Below are 2,047 nucleotides of genomic sequence, written 5' to 3' on the forward strand. Positions count from 1 at the left end.
ACGTCGCTTGGGAACGGGTCGATCGCGAGAACTAGACGGCATATTAAAAGCCATATTATAAATCAGCTCATTCGTGCGGGCTGACTTAAATAAATCGACCACAGGCTGCGGATAATCAACGCCAATTCTGACCCCAAAACGTTCCTGTTCGACTGGTAAAAGTTTCCAAGGTTCGTGAACTTTAGCGGCGGGAACTCCCTCTAGCTCTGGCAACCAATGCTTGACATACTTACCTTCGCGATCGTAATCATTGGACTGCTTGGTAATATTAAAAAAGCGAAAACCTCGCGCATCATTACCCACTCCAGCGGTATAATTCCAGTTGCCCCAATTGCTGCAAACATCATAATCAATTAGCAGAGATTCAAACCATTCGGCACCCATCCGCCAATCGATACCGAGGTTTTTAGTCAAAAAACTCGCCACATTTTGACGACCGCGATTGGACATATATCCAGTTGCGGCGATCTCGCGCATATTGGCATCTACCAATGGATAGCCCGTTTTACCTTCCCGCCAGAGGTCAAACCGCTCCCAATCTTGTTTCCAAGTTAGATCGACACCTTGTAGTCCGGTTAATTTAAACATACTCACGCCATGCTTGGCACAAATAAACCGAAAATAGTCCCGCCACAACAATTCAAAAATCAACCAATAAGTCGAATCATTCTCAATCCGCTCGTCCTCATATTTCCTAATTTGCTCGACGATATATCGCGGGGAAATACAGCCCAAAGCCAGCCAAGCCGAAAACTTGGAAGAATAATCAGCACCTAACATCCCATTGCGAGTTTCTTTGTAGATGCGTAGCCTGTCATTTTGCCAGATATACTCATCCAATCTCGCCCTTCCTGCCGTCTCGCCACCGCGATATGCCAAAACACCCCGTGAGTCAACTTCGGGCGCGTCTAGCCCCAAATCACTCAAGCTGGGTAGCTGTTGCAGTGCTAGATCTGCTGGTAATGCTGGCAAAGTCTTCGGCGTGGGCAAACAAGAGCGAACCGGACTATCTCGCTCGACATCCTTGCGAAATTTGGTAAAGAGTTCGGGGAGATTGGGCAAGCTAAATGGCAGATCCTGAAGGTGATAAAGCGTCAGACCCCAAAAAGCTCGATAGTTAACATTACTCGCTTTGAGGGACGCTTCCAGCGGTTTGGTGACTGCTAATTCTTCGGCGGTAACTTCCTGATGACAGTAGACACCTGTAATCCCTAACTGCGCTACCAATTCGGGGATAATAACTTCCGCCGCGCCGCGCCTAATTACCAAATCGCTCCCGCGAACTTGCAATGAATGCTGTAAATCGGCAAGACTTTCTAGCAAAAACTGCGCTCTAAATGCGCCTGTCTTGGGAAACCCAAACTGTGTCTGTCCAAAATGGCGATCGTCAAAGCAATAAAATGGAATTACGCTCGCACCTTCCTTGAGTGCCTGAACCAGTGGCTCGTGGTCGTGCAAGCGTAGATCGTTACGATACCAGATTAAAATCCGTTTGGTAGACATGATGAGTTTAGTTGACAGCTAGCACTGAGCGGCGGCGAAATGTGGACGATTAATTTGTGGCGGTAACGTGCGGGCAGGAATTCGCCCGATCGAGTAGTGTTGAGTGTTAGCCTGCGATCGAGATTCTTACCGCCACAATTTTAAGCTAACACATTCGATCGATAAAAAAGCAGGCTTATCACCTGCCGATCGAGTCTCCAGCCCAGCGGCTGTGCCAATAAATAGCTGCGAGTGTTAGTGCAGCTCGTCCGCTAATTCCTAGTTACCTAACGATAGCGCGCGACTATCGAAAGGTGTGGTGTCGGATGGGATAGAATGAGTATCGGCATATCGCTTCCAGAAATAAGCTAATTCCTTGGCTTGATTCGTCCATTCCGAGTCAATCTGATACATCCGACGCGGACGTCCACGACCTTCAACTTTTTTCCAGTAGCCAACAATCGTCCCGTTAGCTTCCAAAAACTTAATCGCGCTATATAAAACGGTATCCGAGAGCCGATAGGTTGAAGATTCATGCTCCAATCTAGCAATCAGTTCGGTACCA

2 protein-coding genes are annotated in these 2,047 nt (G+C 47.8%); both read right to left on the minus strand.

Going from position 1 to position 2,047, the window contains the following annotated elements:
- Window positions 1–1,503 (minus strand): DASH family cryptochrome (locus RMO35_RS10900; RefSeq protein ID WP_309741126.1); only part of this gene is annotated, 1,503 nt, incomplete at its 3' end.
- A 258-nt stretch (window positions 1,504–1,761) separates the two neighbouring features.
- Window positions 1,762–2,047: helix-turn-helix transcriptional regulator (locus tag RMO35_RS10905; protein ID WP_309741127.1), on the minus strand; the 286-nt coding region annotated here is incomplete at its 5' end.

Source organism: Chamaesiphon sp. OTE_20_metabat_361, from assembly GCF_031364565.1.